The 18,955-nt window shown below is 71.8% G+C and carries 17 protein-coding genes; 7 read left to right on the top strand and 10 right to left on the bottom strand.

Annotation, left to right across the window (positions count from 1 at the left end; all coding sequences use genetic code 11):
- Nucleotides 1–44: 44 nt before the first annotated feature.
- Nucleotides 45–1,427, top strand: coding sequence for a Na+/H+ antiporter NhaA (nhaA, locus tag AC5R91_RS28680; protein ID WP_495394402.1), 1,383 nt, complete (start codon nucleotides 45–47; stop codon nucleotides 1,425–1,427).
- On the opposite strand, the gene AC5R91_RS28675 is transcribed toward nhaA, so the two are convergent.
- Entirely contained in the window at nucleotides 1,386–1,922 is a 537-nt protein-coding gene (locus AC5R91_RS28675) for a DsbA family protein (RefSeq protein WP_495394401.1), read from the bottom strand. The two genes, nhaA and AC5R91_RS28675, sit on opposite strands and share 42 nt — an antisense overlap.
- 400 nt (nucleotides 1,923–2,322) lie before the next feature.
- Between AC5R91_RS28675 and AC5R91_RS28670 the strand changes: the two genes are divergently transcribed.
- The 4 genes from AC5R91_RS28670 (at nucleotide 2,323) to AC5R91_RS28655 (ending at nucleotide 7,181) form a co-directional block, all read left to right on the top strand.
- Nucleotides 2,323–4,614 (top strand): vitamin B12-dependent ribonucleotide reductase, encoded by a 2,292-nt coding sequence (locus tag AC5R91_RS28670; protein ID WP_495394400.1) that lies wholly within the window; start codon nucleotides 2,323–2,325, stop codon nucleotides 4,612–4,614.
- Nucleotides 4,615–4,717: 103 nt separating this feature from the next.
- Nucleotides 4,718–5,614, top strand: a complete 897-nt coding sequence (locus AC5R91_RS28665) for a LamB/YcsF family protein (protein WP_495394399.1) — start codon at nucleotides 4,718–4,720, stop codon at nucleotides 5,612–5,614.
- 23 nt (nucleotides 5,615–5,637) lie between these two features.
- Nucleotides 5,638–6,279, top strand: a complete 642-nt coding sequence (locus AC5R91_RS28660) for a 5-oxoprolinase subunit B family protein (protein WP_495394398.1) — start codon at nucleotides 5,638–5,640, stop codon at nucleotides 6,277–6,279.
- Complete coding sequence (locus AC5R91_RS28655; protein WP_495394397.1) at nucleotides 6,276–7,181, top strand: 5-oxoprolinase subunit C family protein; 906 nt, start codon at nucleotides 6,276–6,278, stop codon at nucleotides 7,179–7,181. Before AC5R91_RS28660 ends, AC5R91_RS28655 begins: the two co-directional genes overlap by 4 nt.
- A gap of 63 nt (nucleotides 7,182–7,244) precedes the next feature.
- On the opposite strand, the gene AC5R91_RS28650 is transcribed toward AC5R91_RS28655, so the two are convergent.
- From AC5R91_RS28650 to AC5R91_RS28630, 5 genes are all read right to left on the bottom strand, one after another.
- Nucleotides 7,245–7,901, bottom strand: a complete 657-nt coding sequence (locus AC5R91_RS28650; RefSeq protein ID WP_495394396.1) for an NUDIX hydrolase — start codon at nucleotides 7,899–7,901, stop codon at nucleotides 7,245–7,247.
- Between the two features lie 87 nt (nucleotides 7,902–7,988).
- Complete coding sequence (locus tag AC5R91_RS28645; protein WP_495394395.1) at nucleotides 7,989–8,699, bottom strand: hypothetical protein; 711 nt, start codon at nucleotides 8,697–8,699, stop codon at nucleotides 7,989–7,991.
- Between the two features lie 115 nt (nucleotides 8,700–8,814).
- A complete protein-coding gene (locus AC5R91_RS28640) occupies nucleotides 8,815–9,810 on the bottom strand; it encodes a polysaccharide deacetylase family protein (protein ID WP_495394394.1) in 996 nt (331 codons plus the stop codon).
- 305 nt (nucleotides 9,811–10,115) lie between these two features.
- The gene (locus AC5R91_RS28635) at nucleotides 10,116–10,892 is read right to left on the bottom strand and encodes a ferredoxin reductase (RefSeq protein WP_495394393.1); all 777 of its coding nucleotides are present in this window, start codon (nucleotides 10,890–10,892) and stop codon (nucleotides 10,116–10,118) included.
- A gap of 167 nt (nucleotides 10,893–11,059) precedes the next feature.
- Complete coding sequence (locus AC5R91_RS28630) at nucleotides 11,060–11,659, bottom strand: sulfite oxidase-like oxidoreductase (RefSeq protein ID WP_495394392.1); 600 nt, start codon at nucleotides 11,657–11,659, stop codon at nucleotides 11,060–11,062.
- Nucleotides 11,660–12,073: 414 nt separating this feature from the next.
- Here AC5R91_RS28630 and AC5R91_RS28625 point away from each other — a divergent pair, with 414 nt between their 5' ends.
- On the top strand, nucleotides 12,074–12,880 hold the full coding sequence (locus tag AC5R91_RS28625; protein ID WP_495394391.1) for a FadR/GntR family transcriptional regulator: 807 nt from the start codon (nucleotides 12,074–12,076) through the stop codon (nucleotides 12,878–12,880).
- Here the strand turns inward: AC5R91_RS28625 and cbiE are convergent, their stop codons facing one another.
- Nucleotides 12,881–14,269: a precorrin-6y C5,15-methyltransferase (decarboxylating) subunit CbiE gene (gene cbiE / locus AC5R91_RS28620; RefSeq protein ID WP_495394390.1), complete on the bottom strand. Its 1,389-nt coding sequence runs from the start codon at nucleotides 14,267–14,269 to the stop codon at nucleotides 12,881–12,883.
- Between the two features lie 211 nt (nucleotides 14,270–14,480).
- Between cbiE and AC5R91_RS28615 the strand changes: the two genes are divergently transcribed.
- Nucleotides 14,481–15,977 carry an acyl-CoA synthetase gene (locus AC5R91_RS28615; protein WP_495394389.1) on the top strand — a complete coding sequence of 499 codons (1,497 nt, stop codon included), beginning with the start codon at nucleotides 14,481–14,483 and terminating at the stop codon, nucleotides 15,975–15,977.
- A 70-nt stretch (nucleotides 15,978–16,047) separates the two neighbouring features.
- On the opposite strand, the gene AC5R91_RS28610 is transcribed toward AC5R91_RS28615, so the two are convergent.
- The 3 genes from AC5R91_RS28610 to AC5R91_RS28600 are packed head-to-tail and all read right to left on the bottom strand — an operon-like array spanning nucleotide 16,048 to nucleotide 18,883.
- Nucleotides 16,048–18,132, bottom strand: coding sequence for an ABC transporter ATP-binding protein (locus AC5R91_RS28610; protein ID WP_495394388.1), 2,085 nt, complete (start codon nucleotides 18,130–18,132; stop codon nucleotides 16,048–16,050).
- Nucleotides 18,126–18,560, bottom strand: a complete 435-nt coding sequence (locus AC5R91_RS28605; RefSeq protein WP_495394387.1) for a lasso peptide biosynthesis B2 protein — start codon at nucleotides 18,558–18,560, stop codon at nucleotides 18,126–18,128. The genes AC5R91_RS28610 and AC5R91_RS28605 overlap by 7 nt, the downstream gene beginning before the upstream one ends.
- Nucleotides 18,557–18,883, bottom strand: coding sequence for a lasso peptide biosynthesis PqqD family chaperone (locus AC5R91_RS28600; protein ID WP_495394386.1), 327 nt, complete (start codon nucleotides 18,881–18,883; stop codon nucleotides 18,557–18,559). The genes AC5R91_RS28605 and AC5R91_RS28600 overlap by 4 nt, the downstream gene beginning before the upstream one ends.
- Nucleotides 18,884–18,955 lie beyond the last annotated feature (72 nt).

Below are 18,955 nucleotides of genomic sequence, written 5' to 3'. Positions count from 1 at the left end.
GATTCGGCCCCGGGTCCCGGAAGACCGGAAGAGAGGTGTGGGAGGTGACTGCGCCGCCGCGGCCAGGCCCCGGGCTTCGGGTGCGGTTGCCGCAGGTCGCCCCATCGGTGCGGGAGTTCCTCGCGACCGAAGCCGGCGGCGCCGTACTCCTCCTCCTCGCCGCGGTCGCCGCCCTCGTCTGGGCGAACTCCCCATGGTCGGGCAGCTACGACAGATTCTGGAGTACCACGGCGGAGCTTCGCGTCGGGGACGCCGGGTTCGACATGACGCTGCACCACTGGGTGAACGACGGCGCCATGGCGATCTTCTTCGCCGTCGTGGGCCTGGAGATCAGCCGCGAGTTCACGACGGGTGAGCTGCGCGACCGGCGCACGATCGCCGTGCCCGCCCTCGGTGCCATCGGTGGGTTGACCCTGCCGGCGGTGATCTATTTCGTCGTCAACCGCTCCGGGCCCGAATCGAGCGGGTGGGGCATCCCGATGTCCACCGACACCGCGTTCGTCATCGGGATCCTCGCCCTGTTCGGCCCCCGGTGTCCCGACCGACTTCGGCTGTTCCTGCTCACCCTCGCGATCGTCGACGACATCGGCGCGATCACCGTAGTAGGGATCTTTTACACGGATCACCTGAATCCTGCCGGTCTTGCGGTTGCGGGCGCGATGGTGCTGGCGATCCTCGCCCTGCGCTGGCTGCGGGTGTGGCAGCTTCCCCCGTACATCCTCGCGTCGCTTGTGCTCTGGGGTGCGATCCACGTCTCCGGCGTCCACGCGACGCTGGCGGGAGTTCTCGTGGGCCTTCTCGTTCCCGCCGTCCCGCCCCGCCCCGACCAGGTCGAGGAGGTACCGATCTACGTCCGGGCTCTGCAGGAGGACTCCAACGCCACCAGAGTGGGCCTCGCGGTGGCGGCGGCGAAGGCAACGGTGCCGGCCAACGACCGGTTGCAGCGCGTGCTACACCCCATCAGCGCGTTCGTCGTCGTTCCCGTGTTCGGACTGGCGAACGCGGGCGTGCACCTGGACGGCTCGGCCCTGCGGACGGCGGCGACGTCATCGGTGACGCTGGGGGTGGCCGCGGCCCTGGTCGCCGGAAATGCCTGCGGGATCTCCGTGGCAGGCATGGTGGCGATCCGGACCGGGCTGGGTCAACTGCCCGGTCGAGTGCGGTACGGGCACCTCCTCGGCGCGGCCACCCTGGCCGGCATCGGCTTCACCATCTCGTTGTTCATCACGGAACTGGCATTCACGGACGAGGCCCTGCAGGAACAAGCCAAGATCGGCATTCTCGCCGGCTCGCTCCTGGCCGCCATCGCCGGAACCGTCGTCCTTCGGGTGCTCGGCGAACGGATGCCGCTGTGCTCGCCGCTGACCGACGAACCCGTGCCCCGCCTACCTCCGCGACCATGGCGCGCGCCGGTGCCGGCGAAGTGACAGACTCGCCGCCTTGCGCAACGGGGCTATCTCCGTGCGCCCCCGATAGGGCTCACCGTTGATGTAGATCGTCGGCGTGCCGCGCACTCCCTGCTCGATCCCGCGCGCGTAGTCGGCCTCCACCGCATCCCCGAACGGCTGCGCGGCGTCCCCGATGACCCGATCCCCGTCGATGCCGAGTGACGCGGCGTAGGCGTGGAGAAACTTGTCGGCAAGCCGGTCCTGGCGGGCGAACAGGAGGTCGTGCATCTCCCAGAACCGACCCTGCAGGCCAGCGGCCTCCGCGGCAAGCGCAGCGGTGAGGGCGTAGGGATGGATGTCGAAGACGGGGAAGTGTCGAAAAACGAGCCGAACCTGGCCCTCCGAGGTCTCGGCGAACTCATGCAGGACGGGCTCCGCCCGGGCGCAGTAGGGACACTGGAAGTCGGCGTACTCCACGACCACGATGGGCGCGTCCGCAGGCCCTCGGGTGTGCCGGAACGGATCGATCGGCACCGCGGCCGATGCTCCGCGCCCGTCCCGACCGGCCGGCGACCGCAACCGGTTCCACCTCCCGGTCTCCCCCAGCGAACAGGATTCGGCCGTACCCGGGGGCTCGGTGCGCTCGGAGGACGGCGACGGGCTCTCCGAGCCGGACCACATCCCCACCGACGTCGATGCGTCCTCCATGGTGCGATTATCCCGCCGCCCGACGGAAGGCGATGCCGAGCCAGGAATCGGACACCGAATTCTGTGTCGCGGGTCACATTCACCCGTGGGGCCCTGCTCGACCCGCTGCGGTGTATGTGACCATCGCCCCGTTGCCTGGCGTCGTCGAGGCCGCCGTCCACAGGCGCGGCTCGCCGGTGAGACGAACCGACTCACACCAGCGTGCCCATCAGACGCGAGGAGCACCATGCTCGACACGCCGGCGGGACCGTACGCCGATCCACACCTCCGCCCGGGCCTCGACCTGGCCGCCGACGTCGGAAGGCACGGGGCCGTCGACCCCGGGTCGCCGGTCGACGGAGCATCGGGGGCCGCGCGCGGGTTGCGCATCGACCGCATCCACACGACGCCGGGCGTTCATCCCTTCGACGAGGTCCGATGGGACCGGCGGGACGTCGTCACGACCAACTGGCGGGACGGTTCGGCCAACTTCCGGCAGGGCGGGGTCGAGTTTCCCTCGTACTGGTCGGCCGCGGCGGCGACCATCGTTGCCAGCAGGTACTTCCACGGCGCACCGGGCAGCAGGGAACGGGAGTGGTCCCTGCGGCAGCTCATCGAGCGGGTGGTGCGTCCCTACGTTCACGCCGGCCGTGAGCACGGATACTTCGCGTCCGACGACGACGCGGAGACATTTGAACACGAGCTGATCTGGCTGCTGCTCCACCAGGCGTTCAGCTTCAACAGCCCGGTGTGGTTCAACGTGGGCACCGACCTGCCCCAACAGGTCGCCTCGTGCTTCATCCTCGCCGCCGACGACAGTCTGGACTCCGTCCTTGACTGGTATCGCGACGAGGCGTTGCTCTTCCGGGGCGGTGCCGGCTCGGGGGTGAACCTCTCCCGGTTGCGATCCACGGCCGAACTGCTGCCCTCGGGGCGGCCCGCGCCGGGTCCGGTGAGCATCATGCGCGGGGCTGATGCATCGGCGGGGAGCATCCGCACGGGGGGAGCCCCTCGGCCAGCCGCGAAGATCGTCGTCCTCGACGTGGATCATCCCGACATCGTCGACTTCATCGAGTGCAAGGCACGCGAGGAGCGAAAGATCCGCGCCCTGCGTGACGCCGGATTCGACATGGACGTCGGCGGCCGGGACATCGATTCCGTCCAGTTCCAGAACGCCAACAACGCGGTGCGGGTCAGCGACGCCTTCATGCGCGCCGTCGCGGCGGACCAGACCATCGAGCTGCGCGCCCGAGGCGACGGGCAGACCGTAGGAACGGTCTCCGCCCGCAAGATCTTCCGCATGATTGCGCAGGCCGCCTGGGAATGCGCCGATCCGGGACTGCACTTCGACGACACGATCAACAGCTGGCACACCTGTCCCGCGAGTGGCCGGATCAGTGCCAGCAACTCCTGCAGCGAATACATGCACCTGGACAATTCCTCGTGCACGCTGGGGTCGCTGAACCTCTTGCGGTTCCTGGGCAGGGATCGCCGCTTCGACGCGACGAGTTTTGCCGCCGCCGTCGAACTGGTGGTGCTCGCCATGGACATCTCGCTGTGCTTCGCCGAGGTGCCGTCCCAACAGATCGGCGGCGTCACCCGTTCCTTTCGTCAGCTCGGCGTCGGCCACGCCAACCTCGGGGCCCTGCTCATGGCCACCGGTCAGGCCTACGACAGCGAGGAGGGTCGAGCCACCGCGGCCGCGATCACCTCGCTGATGTCGGCGACGGCATATCGACGCTCGGCGGAGATCGCCGCGGTACTCGGGCCCTACACCGGCTTCACCGCGAACGCCGCCGCGCACCGCCGGGTGGTGGCCCGCCATGCCGCCGCACACGCCGCGATCCGTCAGCCGCCGGCGGCCCGGCGATCGATGGAGGAGAGCATCCACGAACAGGTCCTCGCGCGCGCGGGGCTGGAGTGGAAGCGGGCCGTACTTCTCGGCGAGCGGTACGGCTGGCGCAACGCCCATCTCACCCTGATCGCGCCCACCGGGACGACCGGCCTCGCGATGGACTGCGCCACGATGGGAATCGAACCCGATCTCGCTCTCGTCAAGGTCAGGAAGAACGCGACGGGCTCGGCCATGCGTCTCGTGAACACGACGGTGCCGACGGCACTGCACGCCCTCGGGTATCCACGGGCCGCGGTGGCCCGCATCGTGAGCTTCATCGCGGCGCACGGTCACGCCGTGGATGCTCCCGGTCTACTCCCCGAGCATCAGGCGGTCTTCGACTGCGCCCTCGGTCCACGTGCCATCGATCCGATGGGCCACATCCGGATGATGGCCGCCGTACAACCGTTCCTGTCCGGGGCGATCTCGAAGACGGTCAATCTCCCGGCGTCGGCCACGGTCGACGATGTCGCCGCCCTGTTGTACGCCGGATGGCGCAAGGGGCTGAAGGCATTGGCCGTGTACCGGGATTCCGCCAAGGTCGGCCAACCGATTTCCGGTGTCACGCTCCCGGTCGGGCCGGCCGGACCTGCAGACGAATACCTGGGCCCGCGAACGACCGGAGCATCAACGTGTCCACGGTGATCAGCGGGCAGCGGGCAGCGGACAGCGGGCCGCCGGCACAGCCCACCGGCATCTCGCCTGATCAGCGCGGGGCAGCGGGCCGACATGGTGAACAATCGAGGGCATGGCCGACGCCGGAGCTGCCCATCACCTCGAGGAAGGCCCGCGGCACCGTAACGCGGTCGCCGCCGACGTGGCGGGCTCCACGACGGAGCCGGCCGCCGACAGACCGTCCGGCGGCCGGCCAACGGCTGGTTCCGAGGGGCGCCTGCTGGACCTCAACGCCGACCTCGGTGAGGGCTTCGGCGTCTGGCGCCTCACCGACGACGAGGCGCTGCTCGGCCTGGTGACAAGCGCCAACGTGGCCTGCGGCTTCCACGCCGGTGATCCGGCGACCATGCGACGGACCTGCGAGCACGCTGTCCGGCTCGGGGTACGGATCGGCGCTCAGGTCAGCTATCGGGACCTCGCCGGATTCGGCCGGCGACGCATCGACATGGATCCGGCCGACCTGCGTGACGACGTCACCTACCAGCTCGGCGCGCTCGACGCCTTCGCCCGGGTCGCCGGCGATCGAGTGCGCTACGTCAAGCCGCACGGGGCGCTCTACAACACGATCGTCGCCGACGAGGACCAGGCGCAGGCGGTGGTCGACGCGGTCCGCGGATACGACGCGACACTGCCGGTCCTCGGTCTGCCCGGCTCGGTCTGGTTGCGGCAGGCCGCCGCTGCCGGCCTCGTGACAGTCGGCGAGGCGTTCGCGGATCGCGCCTACACGCCGGCGGGCACGCTCGTCTCGCGCCGTAGCCCTGGGGCCGTCCTGCACGACCCGGACGCCGTGGTGGCCCGAGGCGTCCGGATGGCCACCGAGGGAACCGTGCTCAGCGAGCAGGGCACACCGGTACGGATACTCGCCCGATCCCTGTGCGTCCACGGCGACACCCCCGGCGCCGTGGAGGTGGTCAGGCGGCTGCGCCATGCCCTGCACCACGCCGGTGTCGCGCTGTCGCCGTTCTGCTGAAGGGACCGTGTGAAGGGACCGTGATGCGCATCCTGCCCTGCGGGGACGAAGCACTGCTCGTCGAGGTTGCGAACCTGCGGGAGGCCGAGGTCCTCTATGGACGGCTACGGCGGGACGCTCCGCCGGGGGTCACCGACCTGGTGCCCGCGGCGCGTACCGTCCTCATCGCCTTCGACCCGGCGGCCACCGGTCCAGCCCGGCTCCGGGCCCTGCTGCACGGGTTGTCACCCGCGCCGGCTGACCGGGAGTCGGAGGAGTCACCGGCGACCGTGACCATTCCCGTGCGTTACGACGGGCCCGACCTGGTCGACCTCGCGCGGCTCACGGGGCTGACACCGGCACAGATCATCGAACGGCATCTGCAGGGCCGGCACCGGGTTGCGTTCTGCGGGTTCGCGCCGGGGTTCGCCTACATCGCCGGTCTGGATCCTGCCCTGCGGGTTCCCCGCCGGGACAGCCCACGCACGCGGGTGCCGGCAGGCGCCGTCGCGATCGCCGACGAGTTCTCCGGCGTGTACCCCCGTGCCTCGCCCGGCGGGTGGCATCTGATCGGCCAGACGGATCTGGCCGTCTTCGACCTCACGCGCGATCCGCCCGCTCTGCTGGCACCAGGCACCACGGTGCACTTCGTCGCGGTGGGTGTCGCCCAGGCGGTGTGGGCGTGACAGGATCGGGGGAACCGTCCGGCGAGATCGCGATCGTGGCCTCGGGGCCGCTTGCCACCGTGCAGGATCTTGGCCGACCCGGACTCGCGCACCTGGGAATCACCCGATCCGGCGCCGTCGACCGCCCCAGCCTGCTCCTGGCGAACCGGCTGGTGGGCAACCTGACCGGCGCGGCGGCTGTCGAACTCACCTATGGCGGGCTGATCGCCCGCTTCACCTACCCCACAATGATCGCCGTCACCGGCGCGCCCTGCCCGCTCGAGCTCGCGGGCCGTGAGATCGGGATGTACGCGCCGGTCGACGTGCAGGCGGGCGCGCTGCTTCGGGTCGGCGCCCCCGCCCGGGGAGTGCGCACGTATCTGGGAATCCGCGGTGGCGTGGACGTCCCGGCCGTGCTGGGCTCCAGGTCCCGGGACACCCTCGCCGGCATCGGGCCCGAACCACTGGTGGCCGGTGCTCGCCTTCCGCTCGGCCGGGAGAAGTCCGATCCACCCACGGTCGATCTCGCCCCGCATGCCCGCTATGTCGACGAGCCCGAGCTTCGGGTGCTGGCCGGTCCGCGCGCGGACTGGTTCACCGCGGACGCAGTTTCGACGTTGTGGGCGAAAACCTACGAGGTCACGACCGACAGCGATCGCGTCGGTGTCCGGCTGCGCGGTCCCGCCCTGCGTCGGCACATCACCGCCGAGCTGCCCTCCGAGGCGGTCGTCGCCGGCGGCATTCAGATTCCCCCGAGCGGCCAACCGATGATCTTTCTCGCCGATCATCCCGTCACGGGCGGTTATCCCGTCCTGGGCGTCGTCTCGGCGGAGGATCTTCCGCTGGCCGCGCAGTGCCGGCCCGGTCAGCGCCTTCGATTCCGACCGGCCCGCCGAGCCGTGAACGGCCTGCCCGCCCGCTGACCTCGCTGGATCAGAACCTGCCGGGGATGAGCGTCGTCCGGGACCGGAATCTCACGGGACAGGTCAGCGCCAGGCGAAGACGGGCTGTTCGTACTCGGCGACCCGGGTGTGCCGGCCGCGCAGCACCAGCTCGGCGAACTGGTAGAGGATGGCGCCCGTCGGGGCGTGGATGAGGCTGCCGAGCAGCGGAAGCTGAATGACGGGCCGGTCGGATTCGGGAATGGCGACAAAGCGTGGCCGCACGTCCAGCTCGTCGAGCGGTACGACGTGGACCGAGGCGACCTCTCGAGCCTCCGGGCTGGTGACCTGCAACCGCGAACCCGCCCAGAGCACCACCGGGGTCATCACGAAACCAGATCGGGTCGCGTAGTCGTCGAGGGTGCCGAGCACCTCCGCTGCCGGTAGTTCGACACCGACCTCCTCGGCGAGCTCGCGGCGTGCGGTGGTGGCGGCATCCTCGCCGTCCTCCGCCCGACCGCCGGGCAACGCCCACTGCCCCGCGTGCGTCCGCATGCGGGCGGCCCGGCGGGTGAGCAGAAAGCTGGGCCGGCCCTGCGCGTCCTCGCCGAGAGTCACCGCGACGGCGGCGAGACGGCGACCCTCGGCGGGCAGTCCCTGCCGAGGGAAGCCGGCCACGGCCGCCGTCACCCTGGTTCGCAGGTCGACCCCATCGTCAGGGGTCACCTTGCCGTCACGGGCCACCTTGTCGTCACAGGTCACCCTGACATGCATACCAGCACGCGTGCCGACGTGGCGCCGGACGACTTTCCCGCGGCGGCGCGAGCGCCCCGCCGCGGTTCGCTCACCTCAGTTGTGGTCGCGGCGTCGATGGCGTCCGAGGGCAGTGCGTTCGCGCTCCGGAAGGGCCGATCCCGCCGAGTCGACCCCGGCCGGCGTTCCCTGCCCTGCCGCGGGAGCTGACGGACGGTCGCTCGGATACACCTCCGGCTCGGACACGGGCGGCGGCAGCGTCTCCTCGCGGGCGCCACGCGACTGCAGTGTCGTTTGCTCGCGGCGCCGGCGGGCCGCGGCGACATCACGAACTCCGCGGACGCTCAGCCTGCCCCAGGCCGTCGAGCCCAGGAAGAGAATCACGGCGCCCAGGCCGTAGAAGAAACTGATCCACTCGAGAGCCTGCTGCGCGGACCCGCCGAGAGGCGCCCCGATCGAGCCGAGGTGCCACGGTCCGGCGAGGGTTGGACCGATGATGAACCAGGCGCCGGCCGCGATCGCCAACCAGGCGCCGAGCGCAGCGGTTCCCCTGTTGGTACTCGTCAGCAGCAGCAGTCCGCCGACGAACGCCGCGAGGCCCGGCAGTACCTCCAGCCAGAACCGCGCGGCGGTCCAGGTCCATGCGTCATTCGGGGTGAACCCGAAATCAAAGTAAGGGCCGACAAAGGGGATGAGTGCGCCCCAGATACCCAGGAGCATCAGCAGCAGGCCAGTGACAGCGCCACGGCTGCGGGGCATGTGCCAGGCGCCCAGCCCGCGGGCGTCCGCGTTGACGACGTCAGCCATCGGTTGCTCCCTCTCCTCGACCTACAGCAGGGAGGGTGCCCCGCGAGATGGTCAACGAACCACCTGGTCAGGGCCCTGCCGGAGCACTGGCCGGGCGGGGGCGGCCGGCGGCCGGTCAGAGTGGAACGAAGGAGAGCCCCCGCGCCCGTAGCAGGGGCAGTACCCGCCGCAGGGCCGCCACGGTCTGCGCGCGGTTTCCGCCGCCGTCGTGGCAGAGCAGGATGTCGCCGGGACGGGCGCGGCCCAGGGACTGCCGGATGGACGCGGTTCCCGGGCGCGCCCAGTCCCGGGGATCCACATCCCAGCCCAGGGAGGTCATGCCCAGGCCGGCTGCAGCCGCGAGGACGGCCGGGGACCAGTCTCCGCCCGGCGCGCGGAACAGCCGGGGCGGCTCAGCGCCCGCGTCCACTATCGCCGACTGGGCACGGGTCATCTCGACACGGATCTGCTCCGGTGTGCGGCGACCGAACGGCTGCGGATGGGTCATCGAGTGATTACAGAGCGAATGGCCTTCCGCGACGATACGACGCACCAGCGCCGGGTTCGCCACCGCCTGCGCGCCCACCACCGAGAAGGTGGCCGAGACCCGGTTGACGCGCAGGACATCGAGGATCCGGGGAGTCCACACCGGATGCGGACCATCATCGATCGTCAGCGCGACGGAGTCCGTCGGCGCATCCGGCCGCAGGTCGTGGATGCGGTAGGCGGGTACCTTCGGCGCCGCCACCGCCGCGGGGGTGGCGGGTACCTCGGGAGCCGTCACCGCCGCGGGGGTGACCGTGGTGCTCGCGGCCACCCCCGATCCGCGTGCGGCGCCGGCGCGGCCGGCGGTCTGCTGGCCTGCGGGGCGGGCGGCACCCTGGCCCGCTCGGGACGCTTCCCCGATCGCCCGCGCCGGCTCGGCAGCGGTGAGCAGCACGATGCCCGCCGCGCTCGAAGCCGACCAGGCGAACAGTCGTCGACGGGAGACACGCGGCTCCGAGCGGTCGACTCCGATCCGGATGCCCGCCGTCGGGTCGCCGTCAGACGACAGGGCCCGCCCGGACGACAGGGGCCGCCCGGACGACCCGACCCCCTCGAACGACCCAGGATTCTGGTCGCCGCTACTCATCCGGTGTCCCCCCACCGCACCTGGCCCTGCCGCTCATCGCACCGCTCCCCCGCTCTGCCCCGTGGCCGACGCATCCGTCCGGCGAGGGCACCTCCGCGAGCCGGAGCCGCCGACGCCACCAATCGGCCCACCCCGATGTGGTCAAAGGGATGCCGGTAGACCATACGACGAAAATGCCTACCGAAAGCAAGAGCGACCCCACAATCAGGCAGATACCTGACGGGATTCGTAGATACCGGCGCCCAGCGTCATGAATCTGCTTCTCAGAGCACATTCGCACCGCACCCGCGGCCGTTGACTCCGGCTCAGCGCCCGCTCGGGCCGAATCGTTCGGTCCTGACCCGGGCCGGGTCATGGCCGAGCGTGACGAGCATGTCCGCGACGGACTCGACGAAGCCGTTCGGCCCGCAGACGTAGCACGTCGGCGCGAACTCGGCGGGCCACGCGACCGCGGACAGCTCGGCGAGACCGAGGCGATGCGGCGGGCTCGGCCAGTCCGGCGGCGTCGCCCTGGTGTAGACCCGCGTGAGGTCGAGGCCCGGGTCGGCTCGGGCGCGGTGGCGCAGCTCCTCCGAGTAGTAGGCGTCGCCCGGCGTGCGCACCGAGTACGCCAGGCGGAACGGCGCCCGGCTCGCCGCGGCGGCGCGAGCCCGCACCATGGCCATCAGGGGAACGATGCCCGAGCCGCCGGCGACGAGGAGCACCGGTTCTCGGTCCTGCGGACGCCAGACGAACCAGCCGCCGATCGGGCCGCGGATCTCCACCGGGTCGCCGACGGCGAAAACCTGAGTGAGGTACGGCGAGACCTCGCCGTCCGCGACCCGCTGAACCGTGAGGACGACGCGCGAACCGTCGGTGGGGGCCGCCAGCGAGTAGCTGCGGCGCGCGGTGTAGCCGTCCTCGGCGGTGAGGCGCACATCAACCCGTTGACCGGCGAGATGCCCCGGCCACCGCGGCACCTCGAGCACGAGAGTCCGCGCGCTCGGCGTCTCGTCGCGCACCTCGGCCAGGCGGGCGACGCGCCAGGGCATCCGGCCAGCCGCCGTCGGCCGAGCCGCCGGCTCCCGCAACGGCCCCGTCACCGTCCCCGTCCTACCTTTCTGCCCTGCACGACCCCAGCTCTGCCCTGCACGACCCCAGCTCTGCTCTACACGACCCCAGCTCTGCTCTACAAGGCCCCAGTTCTGCTCTGCCCCCCTGCACGGACCCGCGTCGACCGGTGCCGGGACGGCCGATCCCCGTGGTTCCGTCAGTCGCCGCGATACCTCTGTTCGAGCCAGGGATCACCGCGCTCGTGATATCCGGCGGCCTCCCAGAAGCCCGGCTCGTCCTCGGGCAGGAGGCGGATGCCGCGGACCCACTTCGCGGACTTCCAGAAATACAGGTGGGGCACGAGCAGGCGAGCCGGGCCGCCATGCTCGGGGTCCAGATCGTCGCCATCACAGCGATGGACGACCCAGGCCCGCCCGTCCAACAGGTCGTCGAGCGGCAGATTGGTGGTGTAGCCACCGTAGGAGTAGGCGACGGCGAAGTCCGCCGAGGTCTCGACCTCGGCGAGCAACACGTCCAGCGAGACGCCCTGCCACACCGTGTCCAGCTTGGACCACTGGGTGACACAGTGGATGTCGACCGTCGGCGTCTCGCTCGGCAGGGCCAGAAACTCCGGCCAGCTCCAGCGATACCGGCGTCCGACCTCGTTGGTGATCACGAACTCCCACTGGTCGCGCGTCACCCGGGGGGTCGGCCCCGCGGAGAGGACCGGGAACCCAGTTTCCAGGTACTGACCCGGCGGCAGGCGGGAGCGACCAGACCGCCGGCGGCCGTGAAAGCCCGGCGAGACGATGCCCATGGACCACACGTACCACAGCCGGACCCATCAGGGCGCTCGGTGTATTCGCCGCCGCGCGAGAGGGATATCACCTCGAGCACCCGGGCGACCCTCTCCAGACCGAAGCCGGACGCGTCCCTCCGACAACCACAACCGCGCCGGCGATCGCCCGGCAATCCGGGCGAAAGGCGTCTGTTAACATAAACAGCCCGCACAGTCCACCGATACTCGACGATCATCGATCGGCGACCGACGCGCGCCTTTGCAGGAGGACCGCTCATGGCCCGGCCAGCCGCCCCGGCGGCATCCCGCCCAGGCTCATCGCAGGCACCATCCGCACCGGTCGGCGGCCGAGCGGCGGCCGAGCCACCGGGCTCCCGGCCGGCCGACGACGATCCGATCGCGCGAGTTGCTCCGCCCACCGGTTCGGTCCCGGTGAGCGCGGCACCGGTGGGCCGGCGGGTCCGTGTCCCCAAGACGGCGGAGCTCGTCGCCAGCCAACTGCGGCGGCGGATCATCCGCGGCGAACTCACCGAGGGTGACGCCCTTCCTCCCGAACCCACCCTGATGACGCAGTTCGGCGTCTCCCGGCCCACCCTGCGCGAGGCCTTTCGGGTCCTCGAGGCGGAGGCGCTGATCTCGGTGCGCCGCGGGGCCCATGGCGGGGCACGGGTCCATCTCCCGAGTCCAGCGGTCGCCGCCCGCTATGCCGGCCTCGTCCTCGAACATCGCGGTGCCACCCTGGGCGACGTCCATCAGGCCAGCGCCGTCATCGAGCCACCGTGCGCGGCCCTGCTCGCCGAGCGGCACAGTCCGGCAGACGTGTCGGTCCTACGCGGCATCCTCGCCGAGGCCGACGCGGTCGCCGACGATCCCGCCGCACTCGCGGCGGCGCAGGCGGCCTTTCACCTGGCCGTGGTCGAGCTCACCGGCAACAAGTCCCTGTCCGTGGTCACCGGCATGCTGCAACATCTCGTCGAGTTGACCAACGCCCAGCACGGGCATGCGGTCGTCGGCGCGGGTCCCGACGCCTCGCCCGCGCCGGCGGCGGCCGACGACCGGACGACCGACGCCCGGCTGAGCGTCGATGCCACCCGGCAGGTCCACGCCACGCTCGTCGACCTCGTCGAGATCGGCGATGCGACGGGCGCCGACCGCCACTGGCGGCTGCACCTGGCCGCACCCGATCACGCGATACCGGGAGGGCCGGCCGACCGCTGCGTCCTGGATCTGCTCGGCTGATCAGCGGTCGCCGTCCGCGGCGCGGTCGCCCGGCCAGACCGTCCACTGGGTGACCGGCATGGCCGAGCGCCACCCGGTGAAGCCACCGACCGGTGAGGCTCGGCTCACCGACAGGCGGATCAGATCCCCGCCCCGCCGTGCGTACCAGGCCGCGAGCACAGCCTCGGACTCGAGGGTCACCGCGTTGACGACGAGCCGGCCGCGGCCCTGCAGCGCAGCCCAGCAGGCTTCGAGCAGCCCGACGGCCGTGGCACCGCCGCCGACGAAGATCGCATCGGGCGCCGGCAGCCCCGCCAGCACCTGCGGGGCGCGACCCGCGACGACCCGCAGCCCGGGTACGCCCAGGCTCGTGGCATTACGACGGATACGCTCCGCTCGATCGGCGCGGGGCTCGATGGCGATCGCCCGACAGGTGGCATGGGCGCGCATCCACTCGATGGCGATGCTGCCGGAGCCCGCCCCCACGTCCCACAGCAGCTCGCCCGGAGCAGGGCCGAGCCTGGCCAGGGTGACCGCCCGGATCTCGCGCTTGGTGATCTGACCATCGTGCTCGAAAGCGTCGTCGGGCAACCCGGGTGTGCGCGGCCGGTGGGCGGCACCGGGCCCGGGTCGCGGCTCGACGGCGGCCACGTTGAGGTCGGCCGGGGGGCGCAGTGCCCGCACCGTCGGCTCGCTGCGAGAGGCGGCGTCGCGCCAGCCGGCGGACGCGGCCGCCCATTCGTGGACGGCCGCCCGCTGCTGAGCCTCGTCGGCCGCGCCGAGCCGTTCCAGCACCGTCATCGGACTCGCGCCATAGCCGCGGTCGACCAGCAGATCGGCGAGCGCGAGGGGCGTGGTCCCGTCAGCGCTGAGAACCAGCAGTCGGCGATGCGGCGCAAGTACGGCGTGCACCTGAGCCAGCGGGCGGCCCACCGCACTCACGACGTCGACCCCGTCCATGGCCCAGCCCAGGCGGGCGCAGGCCAGGGACACCGACGAGGGATGAGTGAACACCCGTACCCGATCCGCCCCGAGCAGGCGAACGAGCGTGGTGCCGATCCCGTGGAACATCGGATCGCCACTGGCGAGGACACAGACGTCGCCGACGTGCTGCGAGCCCCGCGCCGCCGGACGCCGGGGATCGCCGCCGGACCGTGCGCCCGTGTCCGCGTCGGCGCCGCTCGTCCCGGCCACCGGTATGCCGTGCTCCGCGAGCAGGCCGGCGAGGGCTGGCAGCAGCGGCGACGGCCAGGTCACCCTGCGCGCGGCGATCCGGTGCCCCCCGGCCCGTCGCGGGATGAGATCGAGCTGTCGCTGCGCCCCCAGCAGTACGTCGGCGCAGCGGACGGCGTCACGCGCCGCCGTGGACAGGCCGGTCCAGCCATCCGCGCCCACACCGACGACGGTCACCCGCGCTGAGGACCGCGGATCCGCGGTCCTCAGGTCGGCCGAGGGCTCGGACACCGACAATGGACCCGGCACCGACGCTGGATCTACCGATGACGCTGGATCTGGCACAGCACGCCAGCGTAGTCCCGGGCCGGACCACAGGCCCACGGCTGAATGTCCACGGCCGCCGAGACGCGCACCGCGGTTCCCGATGCGGCGAGAGGATCCGGACGTGACACTGCTGTTCCCATCCCTGGACGTCGATCACGATGCGCCTGCCGTGCAGGTCGGGGATGTGATCCTCTCCCGGGCCGAGCTGCTGGAGGCCGCGGCGACCGTCGCCGGTCGCGTCGCGGGAGCCGGGACCGTCGCGGTGCACGCCGAGGCCTCGATGGCCACTGTCGTGTCCGTCGTCGGCTGCCTGCTCGCCGGGGTGCCCGCGGTCCCGGTGCCACCGGATTCCGGGCCGCGGGAGCGCGGCCACATCCTGCGGGACTCGCGCGCCGAGCTGCTGCTCGGCAGCCCGGGCTGGGATGACCTGGCGATCCCGGCGGTGCCGGTCGATCCCACCGTCCGCACGGCGTTGCCGTCCGCCACGAACAGGGCGACCGCCACGAACAGGGCGACCGCGAGCGCGGCGGGCATCGATGAACCGGTCGCGGTCGCGGCCGCCCCGCCGGCGCTCATCCTGTACACCTCCGGCACGACCGGGGCGCCCAAAGGCGTCATGGTGCCCGCCGCGGCCATCGCCGCCGACCTCGACGCCCTCGCCGAGGCATGGGCCTGGACCCCGCAGGACACCCTCGTGCACGGGCTGCCGCTGTTCCACGTGCACGGCCTCGTCCTGGGTGTTCTCGGCGCGCTGCGGGTCGGCAGCCGACTGGTTCACACCGTCCGGCCGACACCGACCGCGTATGCGGCGGCCGGCGGCAGCCTGTACTTCGGCGTGCCGACCGTCTGGTCCCGGGTCTGCGACGACCCGGTCAGCGCCCGGGCCCTGGCCACGGCTCGGCTGCTCGTCTCCGGCAGTGCACCCCTGCCGGCGCCGATCCTGAATCGGCTCGCCACGCTCACCGGCCTGGCACCCATAGAGCGCTACGGCATGACCGAGACGCTGATCACGACGAGCAGCCGCGCCGATGGCGAGCGCCGCGCCGGCTGGGTCGGCCCGCCGCTGACGGACGTACGCACCAGGCTCGTCGACGACGAGACCGGCGCCCCGCTGCCGACCGACGGGCAGAGCATCGGCGAGTTGCAGGTCCAGGGGCCAACCCTGTACGGGGGCTACCTGGGCAACCCGGAGGTCACCGCCGACTCCTTCACGGCCGACGGCTGGTTCCGTACCGGTGACGCCGCGGTGATCGCGCCGGATGGGCACCACCGGATCGTCGGACGGCGGTCGACCGACCTCATCAAGTCCGGGGGCTATCGAATAGGCGCGGGTGAGGTGGAGGCGGCGCTGCTGGCCCATCCGGAGGTGCGGGAGGCCGCCGTCGTCGGCCTTCCCGACGACGACCTCGGCCAGCGGATCACCGCCTTCGTCGTCGCCCCGGATCTGCTCGGTGGCGGGAGGAGCAGCAGGTCGGCCGCCGGAGACCTCACCGACTTCGTGGCCCGGGAACTGTCCGTCCACAAGCGACCTCGGGAGATCCACTTCGTCACCGAGCTACCTCGCAATCCCATGGGCAAGGTCCGCAAGTCCGCCCTGGCCCCTCCGGCGGCGCGATAGCAGCACCGGCAGGATCGAGGCCGGGTGGAGCGAGGACGGGGACGGGGTCGAGGAGGGATGCTCGGCTCGTTCACCCCACGGGGGCACGACGCCCTGCCCGACGGCGCCCCAGCGGACCGAGCGCCCCCGGGCGGCTGTCGCCGCCGTCCGTCGGCGGCGGTCCGAACGGACCTGCCGGCGGCCGCCGCTCGTCGCGCGCGGTCCGTTCTCCCGCCGCTCCCTCAGACCGCGCCGGCGGGGCTGTGGCGAGCCCCCGATAGAAGGCACTGGTCGCCATCAGCTCGTCGTGGGTGCCCTCCGCAACGACCCGGCCCTCGTCCAGCACGATGATGCGGTCGGCCGCCCGGACCGTGGAGATGCGGTGCGCGATGACGAGCAGGGCGCGCTCGGCGGCGATCCGGCGCATCGCCTGGGTGAGCGCACGCTCGTTGACGGCATCGAGCTGCGAGGTCGGCTCGTCCAGCAGCAGTACGGCAGGGCTCGGCAGCAGCGCACGGGCGATCGCCACCCGCTGCCGCTCGCCGCCGGAGAGCAGCACGCCGTGATCGCCTACCGGGGTGTGCAGCCCATCCGGCAGCCGGTTGACGAGATCCCTCAGCCCAGCCGTCGCCACCACCTGCGCAATCTCGTCCTCGCCCGCGTCCGGCATCGCGTAAACGATGTTGTCCCGCAGGGTGCCGTGCAGCACCGGTGTGTTCTGTTCGACCAGGTTCACCCAGGTCCGGGCACTGCCGCGGGGGATGGAACGGACATCGCGGCCGGCGAAGAGGATCTGTCCCTCGTCCGGATCGTAGAACCGCTCCACGAGTTCCAGAACGGTCGACTTGCCGGCTCCCGAGGCACCGACCAGCGCGACATGGCCCCGCCGGGGCACCTGGAACGACACTCCACACAGCACCGGCGTCGCGGTGTAGGCGAAATGCACCTCTCGCAGCTCGATCGCCGCCGCCCGGTCGCCCTCACCCGCCGTCTCCCGCGCTGCGGCCACCGCGAACCGTTCCCCTCCGACCCCTCCGACTGCTTCGACCGCTTCGACCGCTCCGGCCGCTTCGGCCGCTTCGGCCGCCTGTTCAGGCGAGGGGTAGTACGTGCCCTGGGCCTGCCCCGGCGCCCCCCGCGCGAGCAGGCACACGGCGGGTGGTGTCGACCCGGCGGGCCAGGCGGTCGCGATCGTGCGCAGCGGACCGCGCACCACGATGTCGTCGTCCTCCCGCGGCAGTGCGAACACGGCGTTGACCCGTGCGAGCGCCCCGAGACCGCGCTGGATCGTGGCGGCGGACTCGATGAGCTGAGACAACGGCATGACCAGGTAGGTCGCGTAGAGGAGGAAGGCTACGAGGCTGCCGAGCGAGACCGAGCCCCGAGCCACCAGCACCCCACCGGCCAGCAGGACGGCGAGGACGCTGCCCTGCACGGCCAGTTGCATGGCGGGCGCGATGATCGAGTCCAGCTTCGCCATGCGGACGCCTGCCTGGTAGGCGGCGGCGGCATGATCGCCTATTCTCTCGGCCTCGCGGGCCTCGGCCCGGTTCGCCCGCACGGTACGGATCGCGACCAGGGCCCGTTCCAGATCCGCGGTCATGCCTCCCACGCTGGCCTGCCCGCGCTCGGACACCGCGCGGATGCGGGACAGCGCACCGAGGACCACCACCCCGGCCACCGCGACCACCGCGACGACGAGCAGGAACAGCCACGGATTGAGCCACACCATCAGGGCGACGGCGCCGGCCACCCCGATCAGGCTGGTGACGAGCGAGGTGAAGCTGTAGGCCACCGCCTCCCGAACCACGGTGGTGTCCGTGTTCGCCCGCGAGATGAGGTCCCCGATCCGCCGGGTGTCGAAGATCTGCACCCGCAGCGCCAGCAGATGGCCGATAAGCCGCCGGCGCAGGCCGAGCAGGATCCCCTGACCGGCTCGTTCCAGCAGGTAGTGCCCGGTGGTGTCAATGATCGCTTGGCAGACGAACAGGCCCAGAAGCGCCCCTACCAGCCACAACGGGATACCACCGGCCTGCGCGGTGTCGATCACCCTCATCACGAGCAGTGGTTGGAGCACCCCGACGCCGGTGCCGATCACGGTCAGCACCGTGGCGATCAGCACGGGCCGTCTGTGCCCACGCAACAACGCCCAGAGCTCGGCCAGCCCCCTCACCACGGTTCGGTCCCCGGCCCGACGGCAAGCAGCACACGCAGGTATCCGGGCGGCACCGACTCCCCGACGATCACACCATCCGCTTCGACCCAGGCATGCGCGGCGAACGGCGCGACGGTCCGCACCCCGACGCACCAGGTCGGCACGCTGCCCGTCATCCGGCACAGCAGGGTGGTGGCGATCGAGCGGGGAACGCAGCCTCGCTCCTCCCGACAGGTGAGGCTCACGGCCATCACCGCCTGGCGTGCGGCGAGCGCGCTGGCGTAGTCGGCCGGCCGAGCGCCGTCGCCAAGCCGGGCCAGCACCCGACGGATGCGTGCCGGCGACTGGGTAGCGAGCAGCCGTGCCGCCCCGACCGCGGCCATCGCCTCCAGCCGACGCCAGGGGCGCAGCACGACCTCCGACCGTTCGACCGCCATCGGCGCCGTCACCGCCGTGCCTCCGGCCTGCCCGCGTCGTCACCGGGGCATCCCCCCTCGACCTCGGGCGACCAGCGAGCCTCGGACTCCGGCTCGATCAGGCCGACGTCGGCGAGCTGGGCCAGCAGACCCTCGACATCGCGGCGCGCGACCTGCGGATCGACCTCCACGGTCGTGCACAGCTCCCGCACGGCGGCGGCGACGTCTCCCCCGTCCAGCAGGACGCGGAGAACGAGATCACCCGAGGGGTTGAGCGTCCAGTACCGCCCATCGTCGGTGTGCAGCAGCACGGCGCCGTACTCCGTCGGCGCCCGCACCACGTCGGATCGCAACATCACCATGTCCACTCCCGCTGGTCCTCGATCTTCGGCAGATCTCCGGCGGCCATCCGTGCCGACGCCGGGCGC

It is taken from the genome of Frankia sp. BMG5.60 (assembly GCF_059428125.1).
The sequence above is the reverse complement of the archived record's forward strand: the minus strand, read 5'-3'. Positions and strand labels throughout refer to the sequence as shown.